The sequence below is a fragment of the Undibacterium sp. GW821-FHT11B02 genome (assembly GCF_058808955.1).
On sequence record NZ_JBXASD010000022.1, the window covers coordinates 1 to 24,011 of the forward strand.

The window sequence follows — 24,011 nt, forward strand, 5'->3', positions numbered from 1 at the left end:
ATCAACCTGGGTGCAGGTAACGATACACTGGTGACTTACGGTGCGATCAACCTGGCTGGTGCACAACTATCTGGTATTGAAGCGATCTCAGCCAATTCAGCATTGGTGATGACGGCGTCTGAATACAATGCCCTGGTGGCGGCACGTGCTGCATTGAGCCTGACTGGTCCTGTATTGACGTTCTCTGGCAATGCATCACATCAGTTGACGATTATTGATGATGTGGGCGGTATCAACAATATTGATCTGTCGCTGATCTCGATTACGGGGGGCAATCTGGTGTTTGATGTGACGTCGGCGTCGAATGCGAATGGTGGTGGCGTCAACAACATGACGACCACGAATGCGATCACCACGTCGGGTGGGGCGGTTGCCACGGCAGGGATTGTGGGTACCAACCCAGTCAATGGTGGGGGTATTGCATTGAATCCGACAGTGTTGACGGCGGGTGGGGTGTTTAACGGGGTGGCCGGGATTAATGAGAACTTTACCGGGACGGCTGCTACGCTGACTGGGACTACTGTTAATGGCAATGCTGGCGATTCGGATACATTGACGCTTAATGGGGGTATTAGTGCGGCACTACTTAATGACGGTGCAAGTGGCGGTACGATCTCGAATATCAAGACTTTAAATTTGACGGGAGGGATAAACAATATCGGTTTTTCGAATGCCACTTCCGGGATTACGACCGTTATTGGCGGCACCGGTAATGACTATGTTGATCTTACGAATTCAGGTTCCAGTTTGTTGGCGGGTAATATCAATCTGGGCACTGGTGTAAATACCCTGATTTTAGAAGGTAAAACATACACTGGTACTTTCATTTCTGGATCGGGCGTAGCAGATTGGTTGAGCTTGGGGTTTGGTGCGAACATTGCTGCCGCTAATGTTAGTGGCTTTGAAAATTTGTATGTTAACTCGAATGCATCTGTCTCCATGACGGCCGCGCAATATAATTCTTTTACCGGAACAGTATTTGCAGCTGGAACAGAAACAATTACCTATACTACGGCAGGTAATATAGTTGGAAATAGCAATATTGAAAACTATGTTTTAGCGAATGGTGCCAATTTTTTTAGTACGGCCAGTAACACTCTTGTATCTGTGACCGGCGGTACAGGAAATGATGTGTTTTACATGTCTACTTTTACTGTTGCTGCTGCTGCCAACAACGGCATCAATGGTGGTCAGGGTTCTGATACATTGAACCTTGCCATATTGGCAGGTGGTTCTATTGATCTGAGCGCCAAAGTTGTTGGTGTAGAAAATATCCTCATTACGGCAAGTACGACCGCGGCCTGGACAATCAAAAATGAAGATGGCATAGGTGCCACTTTATCGGTGACTAAAGATACTGGTAATGCTGATCTCAATAATGTTACCCTGGGTTCTGGTGGTCAAATTCTTTATTTGACAGGCACAGGAGCTGGTAATACTACAATCACTGGTGGCTCTGGTGCCGATACTATCAACCTGTCCACGACAGCGCTTGGCATTGACAATATTGCGTTAGGTTCTGTGATCTCTGCCATCGATACGGTGGTTAACTTCAAAGTTGCTGGTGCTGACGTGTTCAAGACAGGGACTAATGCAACAACATTGAATGCATTGAACATCGCTACCGCAGATACGGCGTCATTTGCAGCTGCTATCGCTACGGCAGCAAATGCCGCTGGTGCGACATTAGCAGCCAATACCCAGGCTTACCTGATTACGGTCAGTGCAGGTACTGCTGCCGGTATCTATGCCTTCCAGAACATTGGTACCGTAAATGGCACGGTGGATTCGACTGACTTTATTGTGAAACTCGTGGGAGCAAGCACCATCCTGGTGAGTGACTTTGTTGCTTAATTTTTTTGTTTGAATATTGAGACTGCAAGTTAGCAGATCCGTGACTGGATCTGCTGATCATTTACCTCAGACGATCAATGTCATCTGCATCATCCCTACCAGGAATTATCTATGGTCCCAATGTTTAAATGCTTGCTGGCAGCTGTCTCTTTTCTTTTTTTTGGTGTACAAGTACAGGCACAAGAGATCACCCATTTGGGTGTTCCTGTAGATCGTATGATTGCCATCACCGGTAATCAGTCTTTTTATGGCGGAGGCGTACCACAGTGGGGAGTGTGGAAGGGAGGGGTGTTGCCACCTGTGTTTTCCAGCACTTATTCTGTCCCAGCAGGTTATTCACTGGTGATACTGGAAGTCGCAACTGCGCATGGTCCATTAGCACTGAAGAGCATTGCTACACTATATCTGAGCCCTCCTGGACTACCAAGCTCAGGTATTGTCCATTTGTTGCGTATTCCCCTTGAGGCAAACACAGATTACGTTGATAAAACCCAGTTGTTGTCTGCAGGCATACGTATACCCGGAGGCTATGGCATGTTTTGGGGGGCGTATGTACCCCAAAATGGCGGGAACCTGAACATGCAATGGACAATACGTGGTTACCTCGTCAAGGAATGATCTGCGATAAAAAGGGATCATTTTGCTGACACTTCATGCCGTATTCACGCGGCGACTTCTCCTCTTATGAAGCACCTTTGTGTGCTATTCACTATCTGAATCACTCAAATCCGGCGCTCTAGATTGTCATGCGTTTGGTTAGTTGTGGTCAATCGACAGGTCAAGCAGGTATTAATCATATATTGGCTATTGATCCTACTAATACATAATTGGTGATAGTATGAATTGACAGGCCTTGCCTGCGAATGTGCTGAGAGTTTTTGCTGCACGCTTACAAATACGGACTGCATCCAGATTTGGATAGCTTCAGGATCTTGTATGGAGCGCGCTTCTTGCAAAAATTTGAATGGCCATTACAAAAACTTTTGACGAATTGTTTGTGCAGCGAAGTGATTTATTGTTAGTGCGTGCAGCAATGAAGCTTGAACATGAAAACAGGTTGTGCTGGTATATAAAGGGAAAATGACCTTAACTCCTGATCTCGCTGATATAACATCGAAGTCGCAAATTCAGCATTTGCTGGTCAAATTACGCCTGCTGATTGGCATATTACCTCTCATATCTGGTACGGTGTTTAGTCTGGTGCTGTGCTTAGGTTCCTCACCAAGTCATGCTACAAACGTATCGTTGTCTGCTGCAAGCGATCACCGCTGGTTATCACTTAATGATAGGGTATTTCAGAATCTGACGACTGACAACGGTTTGCCAGGCGTCGTTACGCAAGCCATAGCAGAAGATACTCAGGGCTTCATCTGGTTTGGAACACAAGGCGGGCTAGCACGTTGGGATGGTTATCGATTTCAAATTTACCAGCAGAACCTGAAGGACGTGAATGCTTTGCCAGAAAGTTTTATTCTGTCTTTGCATATAGACCGTTCTGGTCGTTTGTGGGCAGGTACCAACGGCGGTGGGCTCGTTCGTTATGATGCTGTTCACGACAATTTTGTGCGCGTACCAGTCGGTAAAAATGGTACTGGTGATGGCACAATTTACGATATCAAAGATGATGGCAAAGACGGATTATGGATAGCAACGACGCATGGGGTTGATCACTATTTTCCAGATGCCGGGAAGGTGTCACATTTCCGGCATGATAAAAAAGACCCGGGCAGTTTACCCAGCGATGTAGTTCGCTCCGTATTGCAGGACAATAATGGCACACTCTGGGTTGGCACACAGGAGGGGCTAAGCTATTTCGATGGGAAAACCAAAAATCTGAACCATATTTCTTTTTCGGCTGTGCTTGCGGAAAACCCCAATGTCAGATACCTGGAACAAAGCATTGACGGGAATATCTGGGTGGGAACGGCAAATCATGGTGTGTATATTATTGACCCCCATGTAGGTATTCCCATATCGATACAGGCAGCGGGATATCGTGGTGATGAATTGCTCAATGATATGGTTACCTTTATCAAGGAAGTGGCACCGGGACAGATGTGGATAGGCTCGGTCAATCATGGCATTGTCGTGCTGGACACAAAGCTTTTACAGGCGCGACGCCTGATTCATGATGCAGCTATATCTGGCAGCCTGATCGACAATACCCCAGAATCTATCCTGCGAGATCGTTCTGGCACGATCTGGATCGGTACTGATGATGGGGTGAGCCACCATAATCTGAATCAATCAGCGATACTGGTAATCAATGGAGGGCCCGCAGATATCAATCACATTAAGGATAAAAATATCACTACGGTATTTGAAATGAATGATGGAACGGTCTGGCTTGGTCTCAAGGGCAACGGCATTCATATTATTGATCCTGATGCGGCAACAGTAAGCTGGGTACGGCCGGATGCTCGACAAATCGGCGGTGCGCCATCTGACACGGTGATCACTGCGTTTACCAATCCGGTCAATCAAGTGATCTATATTGGCTCGCAGACGGGCTTGTATAGCACAGACCAACACGGGCAGCAGATGCAGCGATTGCATTTCCCCCCACTTGATGTGGTGATGCCGATTAATGCCGTCAGTCAGGACGGAAATCTGCTCTGGATTGGGGCAGAGGACGGGCTTTGGCGCATAGACTTGTCAGGTGACTTGCGCGTTACGACGGGAAGGGCGAAGAAAGTTATCAGCGACGGACCTGTCGAAGCGCTGGCCTTTGATGCGGAAAATATTCTGTGGGTCGGTACCCGTGGTAGTGGCCTTTACCGGCTCAATAGAGCTACGCTGACTCATACACATTTTTTGGCCGACAAGGCGAATGTTGTTGGTTTATCGTCCAACATTATCACTACGCTTTTAATTGACGCACGCAAGCGTCTTTGGGTTGGTACTTTGGGAGGTGGTATCAATATCAGTGTATTGCCAACTACCAGTAGCCAACTGGAATTCAGCCAATTGCAATCAATACATGGAATGCCCAGTGATCTGGTGGATACACTGATTGAAGACAAGTCAGGAAAAATATGGGGTAGCACTGATGGCGGCATCGTGCTGATAGATCCTGTCAATTTCAAGATCAAATCTTTGCAACGTGCCGACGGCGTGGCAAGTTCAACTTACTGGGCGCATTCCGGTGTGATTACTTCTCGCGGAGAAGTATTATTTGGTGGCGTTGGTGGCTTGACGATCGTGCGCCCGGAATTGCTGAAGCAGTGGGACTATGACCCGCAAATTGTGATAACCCATATTGACATAGGTGGAAAATCTGGACTGGTGCCACAACGATTGAGCTCGAATTTTAAGAACGAAATTTTGATAAATCCAGAAGGGAATAATATTTCCGTTGAGTTTTCTGCGTTAGATTATTCTGCGCCCGTGCGTAACAAGTATGCTTACCGGTTGGAAGGTTATGATACGTCCTGGGTGGAAGTGGATTCAAATCACCGCATCGCTAGTTATACCAATTTACCACCTGGTCAATACCGTTTGCATATCAAGGGGACAAATCGCGAAGGGCAGTGGGCGAAGCAGGAATTGTCCTTGCCAATTCGGGTTTTACCAGCATGGTATCAGACCTGGTGGTTTGCGCTGTTGGTTTTGTTTGTCATTGCCGTAGCGATATTTGGATTGATACAAAAGAAAACCAGTACCTTGCGGCGGCGCCAACGGCAACTTGAAATGCAGGTCTTGTTGCGAACGGCTGATCTGAATATCAAACAGAGTGAATTAAGCGTAGCGAACGGCGAATTGTTGGCAGTGAATGCCGATCTGAGTATCGCCAACGCCCAACTCGCCCAGACTAATGAAACAATGCGTCTTCTTGGCGATATTGGCAGAGGAATCACTGCCATTCTGGATGTTGAACTTTTGTATCGATCCTTCCATCAACATGTAAAAGATTTGCTGGATGTCAACCGCTTTTCAATATATAGAAAAGACAATGCAGGTGAATTTAAATTGGCATTTGAGAATGAAAATATTGCCGATGAGCAGGACCTGGTCCCATCCACAGAAGAATCCTATGTCGCAAGAGTTGCTTTGAATGGACAAGATTTGTTATTGGACACGACACCAAATTTTGTGTCTGAGCACATGCCAGGTCACATGCAAACGGTCTGTCTGGTGCCACTATTTGCATCAAATGCGATGCTGGGTGTTGCTTGCCTGTATTCAACTAAAGCAGATGCTTATGGTGAGCGTGAAAAGTTGATGTTTTCCACTATCTGCTCTTTTGCCGCAGTTGCTTTGGATAATGCTGAAGCCCACCAGCAATTGGCCCTCGCGATTGAAACCTTAAAAGACGCGCAGCAGCAATTGATTTTTCAGGAAAAAATGACGGCTCTGGGAACCTTGACCGCTGGAGTTGCCCACGAGTTTAATAATGCAGTTAATTTTTCCCATGTAGGCGCACAAAATTTGGAACATGATTTGCAGCGTTTTTATGTGCTGCTATTAAACATGGCTGGAAACGATGCCGATCAAACCGTCATCAAGCAATTTGAGGATAGTTTCACCGGCTTGCAGGCGCACGTGAAGAGCGTACTGGATGGCACCAGTCAAATTCGGCAAGTAGTGCGAGATCTATTGACGTTTAGTCGTGTTGACGTGACATTGAGGAAACCAGTATTGATTGTTAATAATCTGTTGACTTCAATTAAGCTGTTACACAGCCAGATCAATGAGACGATAGATGTTCAATGCGAACTGAAGTCTAACCCAATGATAGATTGTGCACCTGGTCAACTCAATCAGGTATTCATGAACCTGATTTTGAATGCCTACCACGCAGTCAGAGAAAAACAGCTTCAGACGGAAAATGTCACTGGCCTTCTGAAGATTCGCAGTTCGTCTGATTCACATTGGCTGCAGATTGAATTTGAAGACAATGGAATAGGCATTAAAGCGGAAAATATAGAACGTATTTTTGATCCCTTTTTTACTACGAGAGAAGAAGGCGTGGGCCTGGGGCTCTCAACATCCTACAGCATCATACGAGCGCATGGCGGTGAGATTTCAGTGCAGTCTGAATATGGAAACGGCAGTTGCTTCATCATTCGTCTTCCAATAAAAGCACAGCCCTTTTAGCGCTTCATTTGTATCTTATCAGAATCCGTTTCTACAACGGCAACGAATCAAAGTAGTCACCAGCGTCGCATTTTACCCTTGTCAGACACGGTTTTATTCTTGAATTCTCTGTAACCGCCCGCCGCTTCTCCCCAGCCATTACACACATAGACAGTGTAGCTGCCTGGCGTCTATGGCCAATGTTCGTCAGCGAACAGACTATAATATAATTTCAGTGGATTCTGATTACTATGGCGTTTGGGTGTGGACAATTTTCCATGTCGAAAAGGCTTACTTTAAGCCTGGCGAGGGAAGCGCTTTCATAGCGTCATTTCGCGCCTGGATTTCTACTCTGGAGAAATATATGAAACAGCAAATAAAATTGATATGTGGCTTGTCTGGCTTGCTTCTGGCTGCTCACGCGAGCGCCCAGATCACTTTTTATGAAGGCGAGGGTTTCCGTGGCCGCACTTTCAGCGTCAATGGACAACAGTCCAATTTTCGCAACAGTGGCTTCAATGATCTGGCCTCGTCTGTGGTTGTGACGCGTGGACGCTGGGAAGTCTGTGATGATGCCAATTTTGGTGGTCGCTGCATGGTACTGGGCAAAGGCAGCTACGATACGCTGTCAGGTATGGGCATGAATAATCGCATCTCGTCTGTACGCCCCATTAATTCGAATCGTCGTTATGACAACGAAACTGCGGCACCCATGGACGCGCCTAACTATGAATATCGTCGCCGTCCGAATGAAAGTATGTATGATGCTCCCGTTACATCGGCACATGCCGTTGTTGGCCCACCAAGTGAGCGTTGTTGGATAGAGCGCCAACAAGTTGGCCAGGAACGTAGTGAACCGAACGTTGGCGGTGCCATTGCCGGTGCATTAATAGGCGGTATTCTTGGTCACCAGGTAGGTGGGGGCACAGGGCGGGATCTGGCAACAGCTGGCGGTGCTGTCGCTGGTGGTGCACTGGGTGCAAATGTGGGACGCAACAGTGGTAACACCTATGAGCGTGACGTGCGCCGCTGTCAGACTACGGCCAATACCACGCCAGAATACTGGGATGTCACTTACAACTACCGTGGTGTAGAACATCGCGTGCAAATGAGTTCTCCTCCGGGATCAACCATTGCGGTCAATCGCAACGGCGAACCAAGGCAGTAATATTGCCGGATTATTGATCATGGCTCATTGTGCAAGATGGGCTGCAACATGCAAGGCCATATGCTGTTACCAGCATATGGCTTTTTTGTGTCAGGAAAAGAGGTAGTTCAGATTTGGCACAAATGTGCATTTCCAGGTTAGTTTGTTTTGACCACGGCTTTGGCAATGGGGCGTACATAATCCAGTTCCACCCTGTGTTCCAAGCCGTCATCCAACAAGGTCAGTGATAGATTCGCTGAGGCGACACCATCGATATACAACATGCTTTGTCCATATGCTGCTTCCCGCAGCCTGATGCTGATCTGGTAAAAACTGTTCATGTATTGATAGCGCATACTGAATTCTTTCCAGTCCGCCGGTACACAGGGTGTGAAGGAAAGATGATCGCCTTCACGCTTGAGTCCTAATAGCGATTCCATGATGAAGGTGTACATCCAGCCAGCCGAGCCTGTGTACCAGGTCCAGCCGCCGCGACCTATATGTGGATCAGCTGCATACACGTCGGCCGCAATGACATAGGGTTCAACCTTGTAGCGGCTGATAGCCTGCACAGAATTCCCATGGTTGATGGGATTAATGATTTGAAATGCGTCCCAGGCTCGTTCTGCATCCCCTATTTTGGCAAATGCCATGGCTGTCCAGATGGCAGCGTGGGTGTACTGTCCTCCATTCTCGCGCACACCAGGGACGTAACCACGGATGTAGCCTGGATTTTGGCCAGAATGATCAAAGGCGGGTTGCAGCAATTGTATGATCTGGTCCTGGCGACGTATCAATCGTTGATCAACCGCTTGCATGGCATGCAAGGCGCGCTGCGGATCAGCGGCTTCTGACATGACAGCCCAGCTTTGCGAAATTGAATCGATCTGGCATTCTATGTTTTGGGCTGAGCCCAAGGCGCTGCCATCATCGAAATAAGCACGCCTGTACCAATCACCGTCCCAAGCTTGCTCGTCAATATTTTTTGATAGCTGCTTGGCCTGAGTAAGGCACACTGTCGCAAAGTCATGATCTTGCTGCAGTCGTGCAATGCCGGCAAAGCGTGTCAATACCTGATGCAGGAAGAAAGCCAGCCAGACGCTTTCACCTTTTCCGAGATGACCTACCTTATCCATGCCATCGTTCCAGTCGCATGAGCCCATCAATGGCAGTCCGTGATTGCCAAAGCGCAACCCATGTTGTATCGCTTTTACGCAATGCGCGTACAGGCTGGCAGATTGTTCGGACCTGGCGGGTAAATCGTAGTAGGAATCTTCATCCTGATTGACTGCACGCGCTTCGATGTAAGAAATCTGCTCGCTCAAAATACCACGATCGCCACTGGAGCTTACATAACGTGCCACCGCCAGCGGCAGCCACAGATAATCGTCCGAGCAATGGGTACGCACGCCACGGTCAGATGGTGGATGCCACCAGTGCTGGACATCGCCTTCAATGAATTGATGGGCGGCTGATAACAGCAGTTGCTCTCTTGCCAGTTTTTGTTGTGTATGTACCAGAGCCATGCTGTCTTGTAGCTGGTCACGGAAACCAAATGCGCCACCAGACTGGTAATAGCCACTGCGTGCCCATAAACGGCACGCGATGGTTTGATACAGCAACCAGCCGTTGGCCAGCATGTTCAAGCCCTGATCTGGTGTGTTGACTTGCACTGCATTCAGCGTGTCGCGCCAATACTGATGTACTTTGGCAAGAGCATGTTCTGCCGCCACGATGCCGCGTCGTTCGAGTATCAGTGGTGCAATGTTACCCAATGAGACATTCGTCACGCCCAGCATGAAAACCATGACTTTTTCCTGGCCAGGGTTTAATTCGAAGGCAAGTTGTAGCGCTCCGCAGGGGTCGAGACCTGCGCCAGTTTTACCCGACAAACGAGTTCTTTCCAGCGCGGCTGGCTGTTGCAGATTGCCATTACGCCCAATGAATTCATTGCGGTCACCGGTGTAGCTGCGATTATTGCTGTCGATATCAAAGAAAGCAGTTCGGCCATGGAATTCAGTGTTGTAGGGATTACGTGCCACCAGGCATCCACTGGCAGGATCAATGCCGGTCACGATGTGCATGGCTGATTTCGGTCGCAGGTCACCCAGGACCCATTCGACATATCCAGTTACTGACAGATTTCTTTGTTCTTCAGATGCATTGTGCATACGCAAGATACTGTATTTTATTGCACAATCGAGAGCAACAAAGACGGTCAATTCAGTTTGTATATTATTTTCTTCGTGGGTGAAAATGCTGTATCCAAAGCCATGACGTGTAGTGTATTCACCATTGCCGCGACAAGGCAGTGCCGTTGGTGACCAGATCACTCCGGTATCTTCGTCGCGGACATAAAAGACTTCACCACTGCTGTCACTGACAGGGTCGTTGTTCCAGGGAGTGAGGCGGAACTCATGCGCGTTTTCAGCCCAGGTGTAAGCCTGGCCGCTTTCAGAGATGACACTGCCAAAATGTGGGTTAGCCAGTACATTCACCCAGGGGGCCGGTGTGACCTTTGCTGCACTGGTGGTGATGACATATTCCCTGCCATCTTTAGAAAAGCCACCAAGGCCGTTATCAGCATGCAATTGCTCTCTCGGCAGGACATTGTTGACTATCGTATTGCCATAGGGGACTGAGCGGGTCGGTATCAGTTTGGGTACTTTCACTTCCAGCAGGTCACGGCGATTCAGTTGTTCGGCCAGCGTGCCACGGTTGTCACTGAGTATGACGCGGGCGACAGATTGAAACAGTATTTTGTCTTCATTGGAAATTTGCTCGACCAGACGCACAAAGATGCCCCCTGGCCTCTCTATGGCATGTGTACCGATGACAGAAGAGATTAAACCAATAATCTGCTCTTGCAATGCCTGCCTGTAGTTGGCATGGTCTTCATTCCAGATCACCAGGTCAACTGCCAGGCCCTTGGAGCGCCAATAGGCATGTGCCTGCACCAGTTGCCGTACCAGTTCTATGTGATCCTGGTGGTTGATTTGCAGTAGTACGATAGGTAAGTCACCTGAGATGGCATAACTCCATAAACCTGACTGGCCACGATGATTGCGTATCAATATGCTGGCATCCGCACGTAATAATGGATTGACATAAATGACGGAGTTGGCCAGTCTGCCGTATAACTGGGCGTCAGTTTCTGTCGCATTCAACTGCCGCAACACAACCTGGCTGTGAGTCCATGACAGTTCTATCACACGATCAGCCAGATGCTGATCCTGATATTTTTCTATCAGTGCCAGACAGAGATCGCGATTTTCGGCAATACCTGTGACCACATCAATGGTAATAATCTGTTCGGCCTCCAACGTGACCTGGCAGCGTATGGCAACTATGGGGTCCAGAACCGAACCCTGGCTACCAGATAGCCTGCCGACACCCATTGCATCGGGTTTTTCCAGAGTGTTACCACGGCCTATGAATTTTGCTCTGTCCGTTTCATACGATAGTCTGTCCATGCTTGCTCCATGCAGCGCTATCAGATGGAACATGCTGGGTATTTTCTCATCTATCGAACGTGGCCGTCGGGTACATAAAATGGCATGTTGAGCAGGGAGGATTTCAGTTTCTACAAATAGTTTGCTAAAGGCTGGGTGCATGGCATCTGCCGCTGCGGGTGCCAGCACTACTTCAGCGTAGGTAGTGAAGTCTATGGTCCGACGGCTGCGCGAACGATTGATGATGCGGGTGCGGCGCAATTCGATATCATCTTCCGGTGACACCACAATTTCAGTGTGCATGTCGAGATTGTTGTCACTGCGACGGAATTCTGCCCGTCCTTCTGAAAAGATCACTTCATAATTGGGTGATGCAACCAGGCATGGCTGGAATGCTGTTGACCAGTAGCGCCCGCTTTCCACATCCCTGACATAACAGAACGTACCCCAGTGATCACGGGTACTGTCTTCTGCCCAGCGGGTAACGGCAAGATCATTCCAGCGGCTGTAACTGCCACCTGTGTTGCTGATCATGACGTGATAGCGACCATTCGACAAGAGTTGCACTTCAGGCGTTCTTGTGTTGACGTGATGCAGTATCCGTAGAGGCATTTCCTGACCCGCATGACCAGTGCGGATGTCAGCTAGCTCGGTGGTATTGGAATAGGTGGCACTGGCTTTCGGCACTCTTTCATGCAACAGAGACATGGTTGCCTGGAAAAAAGGATCTGATTCAAAACGCCTTTGTAGTGGCCGGTCCAGCAGCAAGTAAGCCAGTGATAATAATCCCATGCCCTGATGATGGGCCATGAAAGAACGGATGACCGTATATGTCTGGCCGCGTGGCTGGCGTGAAGGGGTGTAGTCTATTGCTTCAAAAAAGCCAAATTTACCTTCAAATCCTTGAGCAGATAATTGTTCCAGATTGCTGCATGCCTGTTCCGGCACGACCATCAGTGCCATCATCGATGCATAAGGTGCAATCACCAGATCATCACCAAGCCCGCGCTTGAAACCTAACCCCGGTACACCGAAGGCGCGATATTGATAATTTAGATGCGCATCAAAAGTGTTGTAGCCCGATTCGGAAATACCCCAAGGAACATTGCGCTGCTGTCCATATTCCACCTGTCGCTGGACAACAGAGCGGTAGGTTTGCTCCAGCAGTGTATTCTGGAAATTAGGCATGACCAGCAGTGGCATCAGGTATTCAAACATTGAGCCGCTCCACGACAACAGAATAGGCTCGCCGCCGGCGATGGTTAATTGTCTTCCCAATGCAAACCAGCTTTCCTGTGGAATTTGTCCTTGCGCAATGGCGACGAAAGTTGCCAGCCTGGCTTCTGAAGCCAGCAAATCGTAGCAACCAGCATCACGTCTGCGTTCATGCACGTTGTAACCTATGGTGAGCAAATGCGTTGGCGCGTCGTACAGGAATTCATATTCCATTCTTGCAAATTCACCAGCTTGTAATATCAATTGCTGAATTTGCAAGATACGCATGGTGGCGCGCTGACTGGCTTCGCTGACCAGTAAAGCCAGGCTTTTGTGTGAGCGCTCCATATTGCTACGCTGATCGACTGCAAGGCAGTCCTCTTCCAGAGGCGACAAAGTGTTGACCAGTGCCGTCAGGGTCTGCAAGCTGGGAATGATATCCAGGTCAGGATACGCCTGCATCCATTTTGCCGGATCAGGCAAGCTGACCCAGGGTGCGAGGTAGACGATTTCATCCAGTTGCGCATGGCATTGTCTGCTCAATGCAGATGCCCAGGTGTAAGTGGGTGTGTCGCTGACCAAGTTCAGGTGACTAAGATAGCAGTCAGCATGATGCGTCAATCTTTGCAGGCAATCATGAATGACGGTCAAAGAATGGGCAGAGGTCAGGCAAAGGGTGTGAAGATCTGCTGCAAAACTGCTCAACTGGTCAGGCAATTCATGATTGAGTTGTTGGCTTAAAATATGGAAAGTATCTTTCAAGCCGCAAAACAGTTTCGGATGGCAGATGGGGTCATCAATCAGCTCTCGCAGACCAGGGCGCAGTGTTAACAAATGGCCTGCAAGATTACCGCTATCTACAGTAGATATATAAAGTGGCAGAAGAGGGGTCAAGGTTTTGGTGTCATACCAGTTATAAAAATGGCCTTGAAAACGCTCCAGCTTAGCCAGGCTGCCAAAGGTGTTTTGTGTACGCGATAAAAGCTGCCCGGCAGGAATGTAAGCGAAGTCGTACGCGACCAAATTGGCCAGCAATGACAATCCTATATTGGTGGGCGACGTGCGGTGTGCGGTGACTGCGACGGGTTGAAATTGTACGTTGTCAGGCGGTAGCCAGTTATCTTCGGCATCGACGTGTGTTTCAAAAAAGAGCCAGGTTTTGCGTGACAAGGCATGCAGGAAGTTTGTTTGAGAAACTGATAACCGGGTATCACGTCTGATCTGAGCCAGGCTGATACGATAGGCCAGAATGGGCGACCCTGCCCAAAGTAACAAGATAGGCAATGCAGCTGACAATGCTGTACTTTTTTCCAGTATCAGCCCACCGAACATCAGCAGGGACAATACCGGTGCCACCCACATGCGGCGCATACAGTTCCATGCACCGTTTCCGTTCTGGTGATTGCTGACTACTGAAGGAGTCCATTCCAGCAAACGACGATGACTGACCACTACCCGCCATTGTGTGCGGATAATCGCATCTGCGTTACTCCAGGCTTCAAAAGGCAAAAAGATGAGGCTCAACGAGGCATGGATGAAGTGTTGGGTAGTAGAACGCAGCAGCGATAACAGATGCTGGCGGAAAAATACATCTTCAGGTTGCTGAAATAAACTCAACAGAAATGCACTGAATGAAGGCAAGAACAGGAAACCGATGATGGCAATATTCCAAAGCCATGCCTGGCTTAATCCACTCCACCCTAGTATCAAAAATATGGTGAGAGCAATCGGTACCAGGCTGCGTCTCAGATTGTCCAGCAATTTCCAGCGCGAAAGCAAAGACAGCGAATTGGGGCGGCGGTTATTCTTTCCTCCCGTCAGGTCTTTGCCAGCACCGGGTACTTTGGGCAGTAACCACGAGGCAATCTGCCAGTCACCGCGTATCCAGCGATGCCGGCGCCTGATATCTGCCAGGTAGGAGGACGGGTATTCTTCATACAGTTGCACATCGCTTAGCAAGCCAGCGCGTGCATAACAGCCTTCCAGCAAGTCATGACTAAGAATGCGGTTTTCAGGCATGCGATCTTTAAGTGCCTGTTCAAAGATATCGATGTCGTAAATACCCTTTCCTATGAATGAACCTTCACCAAATACATCTTGATAGACATCAGAAACACTGCGGGTATATGGATCTATGCCGGCTTCACCGCTACACAGTAATTCGTAGAAAGAGGCATCTTTTTCAGGCAGGCTGACTGCGACTCGTGGTTGCAAAATTCCGTAGCCTTCAATAACCCTTTGTTTTTCCTCATCATAGTTGGCACGGTTAAGTGGATGCGCCATGGCAGCCGCGAACTTGCGTGCGGTATCGCGGGGCAGTTCAGTATCAGTGTCGAGGGTGATGACATATTTCATTTTCTCCAGGCCATTGGCGTTGCCTGTGATGCATGTGAAATCCTTATCTCCGCCGCCGCGCAGATAGCCATTCAAGGCACTTAGTTTGCCACGCTTTCTTTCGTATGCCATCCACGTTTTTTCTTGCGCATTCCATACCCTGGGCCTATGCATTGCCAGAAAATGATCGCCATTCGGGCGAGGATATTTTCTGTTCAACTCAGCAGTGTTTTGAGTTATACGGGCCAGTAAACTATCGTCGTCAGGCATGTGCTCCTGACTGGCGTCGGTAAAATCGGTAAGCAAACAAAAACGCAGATTGGCATCACTGTTTGCCAAAAAACGTATTTCCATGGCATCACATAAATGATCAATATCCTGAATATCAATAAGCAACGATGGAACTACCACCAAAGTACTTGATTCTACTGGAATGCCTTTTGAGAAATCCATCCGGGGCAAAGGGCGAGGTAATGCAATCAGCGTCACTATCCAGTTCACCATGCTCAAGGCAAACTGGCTACTGGCCAGCAGGCTGACCAGGGTAAACACTATCAAAATGTAGACATTGGCAGCATACTGCCTGGCCAAACCAAATAGCAAGCTGGTGGTCAGCAAACTCACAATGGTGATACTGCCTATGTAAATACTGAATGCTGATTCTCGCCCTGCATGTTGAATCAACTCTGATAAAGGCAGATGAACGTTAGCTGAACGTTCCAGCTCGGCTACGCCTTTTCCGATCAAAAAATATCCCACATGGGCGGTCCGGTCAGTATTCCCATTTTTTACCGCGCATTCATGCGCATAACGTATGGCGTTGTGAGCGATATCTGATTCGGACATGGTACTGCGCTTAGCTATTTTTTCGACAGCGTGCCGGTACAGATCACGGGTGGCAAAATCCATCTTGCCATAGACACCCGCGGGGTCGTCATGCAGGCAGCGGTCAACGACACTCATATTTTCTACAAATTCACGCCAATCCATGGCGGTAAGGAAGCGCAGGCTGCCTATGCTATTGCTGATGGATATCTGGTCGGCAGCTTGTTGTTGCGATTCCAGATGAACCAACTGTTCTATTGTCTGACCAGTTTCTGCCAAACGCTGTGACAACCAATTCAAAGGCAGTGCCAAAGCAGGCCCCTGGCCTTGCAGACGCCTCACTATCTCCGCAATAAATGAGCTTTCCAACGGTGGATGTGAACGTGACATGTCAGCTACCAGCAATATCAGATTGCTGGGATCATTGTCGGCAGTTTCAGTCATCCGGTCTGCCCACGAGGCAGCCAGATCCCGGTTTTTGTGGGTATTGGCAAGGCGGGTGGCTACGCGCCGCAGATTTTCTATCAATGCCAGGCGCAACATGATGGGAATGGCCCATAACTCACCCAGCTTCAGGACAGAAACCAGTTGGTAGGCGTTGATGAAGCGACTCAGGTTTTCCGGATCAACCCGGCCATCACCATGTGAAATGGTCTCCAGAGCAATATCATATACCCGTGGTCTGCCGGCGGAACTGCCGCGCAGTAAACGCGGTAGTTCCTTGCTGTAATTTTTGGGAAGATGGCGTTTTGCCGTACGTATCTGCTCTTCAATCAGGTAAAAATTATCGAGCAGCCATGCGGCTGCGGGTGTGACCTGTTGGCCGTCTTTGATGGCTTCTGTCAACAGGCTGCAGGTGTTCATGATAATGAACTGATTGTCTGCCAGTCGCGATAGCAACTGATCTTGCCCGAACACTGAGCTCAGCTTGTGACTATTGGCAAGTATGCGTCCATGCTGTTCCATTTGCAGGGCGCTGTACAGATCTGCCCGCAATGGCAGTTCTGCCGCGCCCGAAGCGATGTAGGAATTCAGGCGTAACTGACCATTTTTCCAGCTATTTCTCAAGTAGCGCAGGCTACCCGAAAGCATTGTTTTTGCTGATTTCAAATCGCACACTTCTTTCTGTTTTGCAGAAGCTTCAGTTATTCAGACGATGTACGTCTTTTGTGCGATATACCTGATCTTCCTGCTTGTTTGATATTGCAGTCAGCTTTGGGTAAGTGAGCGGAAGGAAGGTGCTCTTGCTGTGCATAGGTGTTATCTACATGCTACAACTGACGACTATTTTTGTACGTGCGCTACCGTACATTACATAGCATTACTAACCCTTGGCCAGAATGTGTGTCAGCGCACAGACCGGAACCTGACCCAAGTTTATAAAGACAGTGCTGAAAGCCCAGAACGCATAAATGCGTATGTCCATATTTACGGGAGAAAATAATGAATAAAAATTTCAAATACTGCATAAGTGGTGCACTTGTAATGACAGCATTGCTTGGCTGTAGCAGCATGAAAACACCAGCCACTGCAGAGGTGGCAGTTGGCAAAGAAGCGGTGAATAACGCAGATGTGGCAGGCGGCACTGAATTTGCGCCAGCCGAGATGAAATCCGCGCGTGAAAAGATGGCATTGGCAAATAAAGCCATGCAAGCCAAAGACTACAAACTGGCAAGCGATCTTGCCGCACAGGCACAGGCTGATGCCAAGTTGGCGCAAGGCAAGGCGAATTCTGCCAAGGCAGAAAAGACAGCCAATGCTTTGCAGGACGATATACGTATTTTGCAGGAAGAGCTGAATCGCGCCAATAACAGCAAATAGTAAGCAGCAAGCAGTTTGGCGACGCAGAAATTAATCTCAGTTTTTCACTATTGAATTTTTCAGGAAACCATCATGAAAAAAATATTCTTGCCAGCAGTGTTGCTGACTACCCTTGTACTCGCTGCATGTAGCAGCATGCCAAAAACAACCAGCTTGCTGGAACAGACACGCATGGATTATCAGGCAGCACAAAATAATCCTAACGTAATTACTTTGGCACCGTTAGAGATGCGACAGGCAACTGTAGCGATGGACGATGCCAATACGGCTGCAAAGAACAATGAAAGCTCCGAGAAGATAGATCGCTTGGCTTACTTGGCAAAGCAAAAGATAGGACTGGCACAGGAATTGAGCAAACAAAAAATGGCAGAAGCCAGTGCCGCATCTGCAGAAAAGACACGTGATCAGATACGCCTGGATCAACGCACCAATGAAGCCGATCAGGCGAAAACGCAAGCAGAGCAAGCCAAACTGGCGGCGCAAATAGCACAGGCAGAAGCCAGCGATGCGCAAAAGCGCAGCATGGATGAGCAGGCCAAAGCCAATGAGATACAAAGCCGTAATGCTGCCCTGGAGGCACAGTTGGCAGATCTCCAGGCCAAGACGACTGACCGCGGCATAATCATTACTCTGGGTGACGTATTGTTTGGTATCGACCAGGCTAAATTGACGCCAGCTGGTATGCGTACGACACAGAAGTTAGCCGATATTTTGCAAAGTAATATGCAAAGAACAGTGTTAATTGAAGGCTACACCGATAACACCGGCTCAAAACCCCATAACCAGGATTTGTCTGAACGACGCGCCGGTGCTGTGCGCAGCGCACTGCTATTGATGGGTGTTGCGCGTGATCGTATTGCCATACGTGGTTACGGTGAAGCTTATCCGGCGGTAGACAACGACAGTGCGCAAAACCGCCAATTGAATCGTCGCGTCGAAATTGTTTTGTCAGATGCCAACGGCAAGACTACACCGCGCTAATTTGTAACTAATCCGAATACTCTGAATGTTAAGGAAGAATGATGACAAACTTTCGCCAAATCAGGTATATCCTGCCCGCCATTTCTATCAGCCTGCTGTTGATGTTAATGGCATGTAATAAAGGCGCAGATACCAATGGACCAAACGCAGCGACCACCATAGGTGCTGAAATTGATGATTCGGTCATTACTACCAAAGTCAAGACGGCCATGATGGCCGACCCCACAATTAAAAGTATGGACGTGAAAATAGAAACTCGCAAAGGTGAAGTACTACTCAGCGGATTTGCAGATAATCAGGCGCAAATCGATCACAGCATGGTAGTAGCGATGACAGTTGAAGGCGTAAAAAAAGTTGATAACAAATTGATGCTAAAAGAAGGTACACAGACTGTAGGCAACAAAATTGATGACAGCGTTATTACCGCTGGCGTTAAAGCGGCAATGCTGAGTGACGCCCAGATGAAAAGTATGGATGTGTCTGTTGTCACCCGCAAAGGCGAAGTTCAGCTCAGTGGTTTTGTTGATAGTGATACACAATCCCGGCGTGCCATTGATATTGCCAAAGCAGTGTCAGGGGTAAGCAGCGTTGTCAACAATTTATCCATCAAAAAATAAATGTAGCGGCCCGGTGCTTGTGACCGGGCCATTGTCAGAGAAGACTTGAATTTTTGAAAATTGACATGTGAAGGATAAAAAATGACTGATCAAAAAATGATGACGCCTGAAGAGAAAGAAAAATCTCACCAGCAGCCAACCCTTAGCCCTAAACACAAAGAAAAGAAAGAGGACGCCCTGGATGAAGCATTGGATGAAAGTTTTCCTGCCAGTGATCCAGTGGCCATCTCGATTACACCGTCTTTACCTGCAACCAATAAAATCTGATTTACTCTTGTATTTCGCCTGTAGTATGGAGGTAAGCCATTGTTAAAGCCAGTACTCAAGGCGTCTCGCCAGCCATTCCTTTAGCTTGTCTGCCATTGGCCGTTGTTGCCATTGTTCCATACGTATCTCGCGAGATAAGCGCAGGTCTTCGTTGAATGCATTTTCCATGGACAGCGCAAATTCCGTATCAATGACCACGACATTGATTTCCTTGTTATGTAAAAAACTGCGTGTATCAATATTGGTAGAGCCGACTGTCGACCATATCTGATCAATCACAGCAGTTTTTGCGTGCAGTACAGCAATCTGCAATTCATAAATCTTTATTCCTGCAGCCAGCATTTCAGTATAAAAAGACTGTCCCGCATGGAATACAAGTCCGCTGTCAGTGACGCCAGGCATAATAATTTTAACGTCAACACCGCGCTTTGCTGCGGCGATCAATGCCTGTAGAATTTGAGCATCGGGAACAAAGTAGGCTGAAGTTATGTGAATTGACGTGCTGGCCTCCTGTATTGCCAGCATATAGGCTTTATAAATTGCTGGATTGCTCTCAGGATCGCTGGCCAGCACCCTTACCATCTTGTTGCCATGGTTTTGTAATGGTGGGAAATAGGATTTATCCGGCAAGGCTGTGTCACTGGCATTTGTCCACGTATCCAGAAACACCCATTGCAATGCCGCTACCGCAGGGCCTTCTATCTTGATATGGGTATCACGCCATCCTACCGTGGCCTGATTTTTGTTTTTTGATCGGAACAGTGAGCTATTGGCATAGCTGGCACTGATATTGACACCGCCTGTGAAGGCAACTTCACCATCAACGATCAGAACTTTTCTGTGATCACGCCGGTTAGGTTCCCAGGTGCCACGCAATTTTCCTGGATTGACTGGGTTGAAGGCCAGCATTTGTATGCCGGCAGCCTGCATTTTGTCAAAGAAGGCTTGCGGTGTACCTATCGTGCCTACGCTGTCATAGATGATACTGACCTGTACGCCGGCTTTTTTCTGCGCAATGAGCAGGTCGGAAAATGCTGTTCCCAATTCATCCTGATCAAAAATATAGGTTTCCAGATGAATATGGTTTTTTGCCTTTTTAATGGCGTCCATCATCGCGGCCATGGTTTGCGGTCCGTCGAACAATAATGTAACCTGGTTGCCAGCTATTAAAGGGCTGCCGGTCACGGACTCTTCCATTGCAGCGAGTGCCGCCTGATCAAGGTTGAAGTTTTTCCAGCGCTGGTGCATCAGGGCGGACGTTTTTCTGTTGCTTAATACTCCTGTTGCATTTTTAATAGTGGGGGATGTTTTACCACTAATGGTCGCATCAACTGGCGATGTGTCCAGGTAATTGATTTCCGGTAAGGTCGAACAGGCATTCAGAGCGAGCGCCACAGTCAGGGTTACAGTGAACCGCGTATAGTTGATTTGATGCGCCATGCTGTTCGCCTGCCGTAAAAGGGAGATCAGGCATCCGCTTCACCTGAATGGAGTGAGCGGGTCTTCTGCAGTTGAATCTGCTTCAATTGGTTACATTTTGATTTATACCAGAACGTATCTGGTCTCCATGCATGATTTCACACAACGAGTTTCTTCCTTTTCTGCCACTTATGTCAAGGAGACCAAATGCGATCAGGGAGCGGTAAACTTCCCGTTTATGAGGCATCAACGCATCTTGATACCAGATTTGCTATATGCGTCTGCCATATCTTGCTGCAAGGTTTCCTTGGCAGCGCGCAGACACGGACCAGCCTGGCTTTTCCCCATTTTTTTGCACGCGATGGAAGATTCCTGATACACGGCTTCGGCCTCTTTTTTCAGTGTCTTGAAATAGGCCATAGGTGTCATTTCTTCCTGGTACCAGCGAACTGGGTCACCTTGCTGTGCGACAGCCTCATTTGGTTCTGCCCCGTGTGCTGTGCTCACTAATATTGCGGTACTGATCAGTGCCATAAAAATCAGTACACGCATAGCATTGATTTTTGTCGTCGTTTCCATACAAGCTCCATTAAGTGAAGATTCGATCAAATTACAAACGGCCAGTCAGCAGCAGTATGATAAGTACGACGACTATCAGGCTGGTAATGCCACTGGGACCATAACCCCAGGATTTGCTATGCGGCCAGGCAGGAAAAAGGCCGATCAAGACCAGGATTAATACGACAAGAAGAATGGTGCTCATCAAGGACTCCGTGTTGACCAGAAAGCTCGATCAATAAAATTAGTAATGCTTACAATGTCGGCTGATTGATATCCTTACGATTGCATTTTTCTGCCCGTCGAATGGATAGGGATATCATTCCTTCTTGTTTTTCAATTGTTCCTGAAAGAAATGGAATGAGTTGATAAAGGCATCTCTTATTTTTTCTGTTGTGCTTATCATGTCTTCCCACGTGTCTTCGCTAGCGGCTTTGATCTCATCCAATTGTTCACGAAGTTGTTGCGATTGGGTGTGGAGCTTCGCCATTTCTTCCTTGTACTGCAAATAAGCAGCTTCTTTGGTATTCGCAACTTTAATTTCTACTGCCGCGAGGTTGATGTTCAGCTCATCAAGCTGGGCTTTAATATTAGCTATATATGCTTCTCGTTTGGCTTTCATGGCTTCTCTCTTTCTTTTTTTAGTCAGGGTTCGTCGGAATAAAACGGCTTGTCTTATTTGTCTTGAAGCGTTAAATGCGGCTATATTTTCCGTGCTGCTCTTTCCACGCCGCAGCACGAAGTTCATCATTGAGATAGTTGGCTGACGGTTGCTCATGCTCTTGATTTGACTTGAGGTCCTGCTCAAATTTTTGGATTCTGGTACCGGAAATACACCAACCCAACAATGTGCCCGCCAGACCACCGCAAGCTATACCAAGTGCCGCACCTATGAGTGCCGCCTCCAGAGGTTGAGTGATGAGTAAATCTATTCCAGGGAAAAAGAAAGGGGATATCAATACAGCCAGCGTGGCATTGATTACACCCAGAGTGCCGCCTACGGCCATGCCAATACAGCTACCGCTTATCATATTCGATAACAGTTCAATTTCCCGATACTTGGTACCCGGTTGTTTGTACTGATCATCGACCATGCTGATGCTTGTTTGGATATCACCACGCCTGGTAGAAGGGCGTTTCAGCAGCATTGATGGCTCAGTCAAATTTTTTGGCTTGTCATTGATCGGCTGCAGATTTTCAATTGTTGTGGCCATGATCGCTTCTCCGTTGAGAGATTTGGTAAGCTTATTCAGTTTATTGGTTCATTTTTTGACGATATGCTTAATAGTTTCTTGTGCATCGCCCATATTTTTTTCAAATTTCCCAGCGCTTTGTTTCAATTTCCCTTTCATTTCCTGCTCTTTATTTCCCATCATTTTTCCGGTGCTTTCTTGCACTTTACCTGCAATATTTTTTGTGATGCCCTTGATTTGATCTTTGTTCATGACATGTTTCCTTGGTTGATAGCGTGCCGCCACTTCTCGAAAAGAAATGAATGGCAGTTTTTTAAAAAATAATGCGACTGCGGAAAAAATCAATCCGTATTAATGATGAGGCCATCATGGATATAAGGGCGATCTGCTTGCATTTCCATATCTGTTTTTACATGTATCTAAGTTATGGTTTTTCTTTTTTCTGGTCTGTGCGTTGCCGTACAAAACCTCAAATATCGACACGGGAAAACAATCCTGTTTTGGAAATATAAACATATTTATGTTCGATACCGCACGGAAGCAAACTATGGCCTATAGCACAATTCGACATCGGGCTTCTCCGACGCTTTATCAGGATCCATTTCGTTTTTATTGGTGAAATGAGTTCTACTATCCGGTAAGTTATTTTTTTTCGGATATTTACTCTTAAGAGGAAAAAAATGAACAAGAAATTGGCCATGTTAATGGTATGTTCGGCGGCTTTCTCCAGTGCCGCCTGGTCTGCTACGTCTGAAAAATCTGCTACTTATACAGCAGCGAAAGATGCTGCCGCCACTGAGTACAAACTCGCCAGAGCCAAGTGCGACACTATTACCGGTAATCCTAAAGATGTGTGTATTGCGGAAGCAAAGTCAGTGCGCATACATACAGAATCGAATGCCAAAGCAGAATATAAGAACTCTCTGGCCGCACGCACCAGCGCCACTAAAGACAACGCTGATGCCGACTATGATGTAGAGAAAACCAAGTGCGGCAGTATGACGGGTAATGACAAAGATGTCTGTGTCAAACAAGCCAAATCAAACAAGATTGCCGCGGTAGCAAATGCCAAGGCAGATAAGAAAGTCATTGATGCACGTGTTGATGCCAATGATGATAAGCGCAATGCTGAATACAAAGTTGCTATTGAAAAATGTGATGCCTTGGCAGGCGCAGTGAAAGACAATTGCGTTATGGAAGCAAAAACAAAATTTGGTAAGTAAATTGACCTGAAGGACAGGTACTGATTACT

At 47.7% G+C, this 24,011-nt stretch carries 16 protein-coding genes and 1 pseudogene; 10 read left to right on the plus strand and 7 right to left on the minus strand.

Annotated features, from left to right (window positions below):
- The 5 genes and pseudogenes from AC1RVX_RS28895 to AC1RVX_RS28915 all read left to right on the plus strand — a co-directional run.
- Positions 1–1,854, plus strand: a 1,854-nt coding sequence (locus AC1RVX_RS28895) for a beta strand repeat-containing protein (RefSeq protein WP_493220045.1), incomplete at its 5' end; no start/stop codon positions are given.
- Positions 1,855–1,965: 111 nt separating this feature from the next.
- Entirely contained in the window at positions 1,966–2,472 is a 507-nt protein-coding gene (locus AC1RVX_RS28900) for a hypothetical protein (RefSeq protein ID WP_493220046.1), read from the plus strand.
- Between the two features lie 462 nt (positions 2,473–2,934).
- Positions 2,935–4,068 (plus strand): annotated as a pseudogene (locus AC1RVX_RS28905) (ligand-binding sensor domain-containing protein); the annotation flags it as partial.
- Between the two features lie 111 nt (positions 4,069–4,179).
- Positions 4,180–6,951 carry an ATP-binding protein gene (locus AC1RVX_RS28910; RefSeq protein ID WP_493220108.1) on the plus strand — a complete coding sequence of 924 codons (2,772 nt, stop codon included), beginning with the start codon at positions 4,180–4,182 and terminating at the stop codon, positions 6,949–6,951.
- A 343-nt stretch (positions 6,952–7,294) separates the two neighbouring features.
- Positions 7,295–8,098: a beta/gamma crystallin-related protein gene (locus AC1RVX_RS28915; RefSeq protein WP_493220047.1), complete on the plus strand. Its 804-nt coding sequence runs from the start codon at positions 7,295–7,297 to the stop codon at positions 8,096–8,098.
- A gap of 137 nt (positions 8,099–8,235) precedes the next feature.
- On the opposite strand, the gene AC1RVX_RS28920 is transcribed toward AC1RVX_RS28915, so the two are convergent.
- Positions 8,236–16,995, minus strand: coding sequence for a GH36-type glycosyl hydrolase domain-containing protein (locus AC1RVX_RS28920; RefSeq protein ID WP_493220048.1), 8,760 nt, complete (start codon positions 16,993–16,995; stop codon positions 8,236–8,238).
- A 393-nt stretch (positions 16,996–17,388) separates the two neighbouring features.
- Here AC1RVX_RS28920 and AC1RVX_RS28925 point away from each other — a divergent pair, with 393 nt between their 5' ends.
- The 4 genes from AC1RVX_RS28925 (at position 17,389) to AC1RVX_RS28940 (ending at position 19,589) form a co-directional block, all read left to right on the plus strand.
- Positions 17,389–17,724, plus strand: a complete 336-nt coding sequence (locus tag AC1RVX_RS28925) for a DUF4398 domain-containing protein (protein WP_493220049.1) — start codon at positions 17,389–17,391, stop codon at positions 17,722–17,724.
- Positions 17,725–17,796: 72 nt separating this feature from the next.
- On the plus strand, positions 17,797–18,705 hold the full coding sequence (locus AC1RVX_RS28930) for an OmpA family protein (RefSeq protein ID WP_493220050.1): 909 nt from the start codon (positions 17,797–17,799) through the stop codon (positions 18,703–18,705).
- Between the two features lie 101 nt (positions 18,706–18,806).
- Positions 18,807–19,322 (plus strand): BON domain-containing protein, encoded by a 516-nt coding sequence (locus tag AC1RVX_RS28935; RefSeq protein ID WP_493220109.1) that lies wholly within the window; start codon positions 18,807–18,809, stop codon positions 19,320–19,322.
- 81 nt (positions 19,323–19,403) lie between these two features.
- The gene (locus AC1RVX_RS28940) at positions 19,404–19,589 is read left to right on the plus strand and encodes a hypothetical protein (RefSeq protein ID WP_493220051.1); all 186 of its coding nucleotides are present in this window, start codon (positions 19,404–19,406) and stop codon (positions 19,587–19,589) included.
- A 42-nt stretch (positions 19,590–19,631) separates the two neighbouring features.
- Here AC1RVX_RS28940 and cls read toward each other — a convergent pair whose 3' ends face one another.
- From cls to AC1RVX_RS28970, 6 genes are all read right to left on the minus strand, one after another.
- Positions 19,632–21,029, minus strand: coding sequence for a cardiolipin synthase (gene cls / locus AC1RVX_RS28945; protein WP_493220052.1), 1,398 nt, complete (start codon positions 21,027–21,029; stop codon positions 19,632–19,634).
- Positions 21,030–21,254: 225 nt separating this feature from the next.
- A complete protein-coding gene (locus AC1RVX_RS28950; RefSeq protein WP_493220053.1) occupies positions 21,255–21,587 on the minus strand; it encodes a hypothetical protein in 333 nt (110 codons plus the stop codon).
- Positions 21,588–21,618: 31 nt separating this feature from the next.
- Positions 21,619–21,771: a DUF3309 family protein gene (locus AC1RVX_RS28955; protein WP_493220054.1), complete on the minus strand. Its 153-nt coding sequence runs from the start codon at positions 21,769–21,771 to the stop codon at positions 21,619–21,621.
- A 114-nt stretch (positions 21,772–21,885) separates the two neighbouring features.
- Positions 21,886–22,188: a sll1863 family stress response protein gene (locus tag AC1RVX_RS28960; RefSeq protein ID WP_493220055.1), complete on the minus strand. Its 303-nt coding sequence runs from the start codon at positions 22,186–22,188 to the stop codon at positions 21,886–21,888.
- Between the two features lie 70 nt (positions 22,189–22,258).
- Positions 22,259–22,780: a hypothetical protein gene (locus tag AC1RVX_RS28965; protein WP_493220056.1), complete on the minus strand. Its 522-nt coding sequence runs from the start codon at positions 22,778–22,780 to the stop codon at positions 22,259–22,261.
- Positions 22,781–22,828: 48 nt separating this feature from the next.
- Complete coding sequence (locus AC1RVX_RS28970; RefSeq protein WP_493220057.1) at positions 22,829–23,011, minus strand: CsbD family protein; 183 nt, start codon at positions 23,009–23,011, stop codon at positions 22,829–22,831.
- 428 nt (positions 23,012–23,439) lie between these two features.
- Here AC1RVX_RS28970 and AC1RVX_RS28975 point away from each other — a divergent pair, with 428 nt between their 5' ends.
- On the plus strand, positions 23,440–23,982 hold the full coding sequence (locus AC1RVX_RS28975) for a hypothetical protein (RefSeq protein ID WP_493220058.1): 543 nt from the start codon (positions 23,440–23,442) through the stop codon (positions 23,980–23,982).
- Positions 23,983–24,011: the final 29 nt, after the last annotated feature.

What these genes read in the sequence shown, in the direction of transcription:
- AC1RVX_RS28940 (WP_493220051.1), top strand. Translation starts at nt 19,404, where the DNA reads ATGACTGATCAAAAAATGATGACGCCTGAAGAGAAAGAAAAATCTCAC.
- AC1RVX_RS28900 (WP_493220046.1), top strand. Translation starts at nt 1,966, where the DNA reads ATGGTCCCAATGTTTAAATGCTTGCTGGCAGCTGTCTCTTTTCTTTTT.
- AC1RVX_RS28975 (WP_493220058.1), top strand. Translation starts at nt 23,440, where the DNA reads ATGAACAAGAAATTGGCCATGTTAATGGTATGTTCGGCGGCTTTCTCC.
- AC1RVX_RS28950 (WP_493220053.1), bottom strand. Translation starts at nt 21,587, where the DNA reads ATGGAAACGACGACAAAAATCAATGCTATGCGTGTACTGATTTTTATG.
- AC1RVX_RS28960 (WP_493220055.1), bottom strand. Translation starts at nt 22,188, where the DNA reads ATGAAAGCCAAACGAGAAGCATATATAGCTAATATTAAAGCCCAGCTT.
- AC1RVX_RS28935 (WP_493220109.1), top strand. Translation starts at nt 18,807, where the DNA reads ATGTTAATGGCATGTAATAAAGGCGCAGATACCAATGGACCAAACGCA.
- AC1RVX_RS28915 (WP_493220047.1), top strand. Translation starts at nt 7,295, where the DNA reads ATGAAACAGCAAATAAAATTGATATGTGGCTTGTCTGGCTTGCTTCTG.
- AC1RVX_RS28910 (WP_493220108.1), top strand. Translation starts at nt 4,180, where the DNA reads ATGAATGATGGAACGGTCTGGCTTGGTCTCAAGGGCAACGGCATTCAT.
- AC1RVX_RS28925 (WP_493220049.1), top strand. Translation starts at nt 17,389, where the DNA reads ATGACAGCATTGCTTGGCTGTAGCAGCATGAAAACACCAGCCACTGCA.
- AC1RVX_RS28955 (WP_493220054.1), bottom strand. Translation starts at nt 21,771, where the DNA reads ATGAGCACCATTCTTCTTGTCGTATTAATCCTGGTCTTGATCGGCCTT.
- AC1RVX_RS28970 (WP_493220057.1), bottom strand. Translation starts at nt 23,011, where the DNA reads ATGAACAAAGATCAAATCAAGGGCATCACAAAAAATATTGCAGGTAAA.
- AC1RVX_RS28965 (WP_493220056.1), bottom strand. Translation starts at nt 22,780, where the DNA reads ATGGCCACAACAATTGAAAATCTGCAGCCGATCAATGACAAGCCAAAA.
- cls (WP_493220052.1), bottom strand. Translation starts at nt 21,029, where the DNA reads ATGGCGCATCAAATCAACTATACGCGGTTCACTGTAACCCTGACTGTG.
- AC1RVX_RS28930 (WP_493220050.1), top strand. Translation starts at nt 17,797, where the DNA reads ATGAAAAAAATATTCTTGCCAGCAGTGTTGCTGACTACCCTTGTACTC.
- AC1RVX_RS28920 (WP_493220048.1), bottom strand. Translation starts at nt 16,995, where the DNA reads ATGCTTTCGGGTAGCCTGCGCTACTTGAGAAATAGCTGGAAAAATGGT.